The organism is Mesorhizobium sp. M1E.F.Ca.ET.041.01.1.1, assembly GCF_003997355.1.
Taxonomy (GTDB): domain Bacteria; phylum Pseudomonadota; class Alphaproteobacteria; order Rhizobiales; family Rhizobiaceae; genus Mesorhizobium.
The window spans coordinates 1-421 of record NZ_RZSL01001271.1 but is presented as its reverse complement, the minus strand read 5'-3'; the positions used below and the strand labels follow the sequence as shown (position 1 = coordinate 421).

Annotated in this window: 1 protein-coding gene; it reads left to right on the top strand. The window is 63.7% G+C overall.

Features of this window, described 5'->3' with window-relative positions; translation table 11 throughout:
- Window positions 1–421, top strand: a 421-nt coding sequence (locus EOA38_RS38745) for a thymidine kinase (protein WP_127301698.1), incomplete at both ends; no start/stop codon positions are given.

Here is a 421-nt window from a genome sequence, read left to right as displayed (position 1 = left end):
GCTTTATTTCCATTACGCGACGATGAACGCCGGCAAGACGACCATGCTGTTGCAGGCATCGTACAATTACCGCGAGCGCGGCATGACGACGATGCTGTTCGTCGCCGGCCATTACCGCAAGGGCGATACCGGCCTGATCTCGTCGCGCATCGGGCTGGAGACGGAAGCCGAGATGTTCCGGGACGGCGACGACCTGTTCGCCCGCGTGGCCGAGCATCACCAGCACACGGCGGTGCATTGCATCTTCGTCGATGAGGCGCAGTTCCTGGAGGAGGAGCAGGTCTGGCAGCTTGCCCGCATCGCCGACCGGCTCAACATCCCGGTCATGTGCTATGGCCTGCGCACCGATTTCCAGGGCAAGTTGTTTCCCGGCTCGCGCGCGCTGCTGGCGATCGCCGACGATCTGCGCGAAGTGCGCACC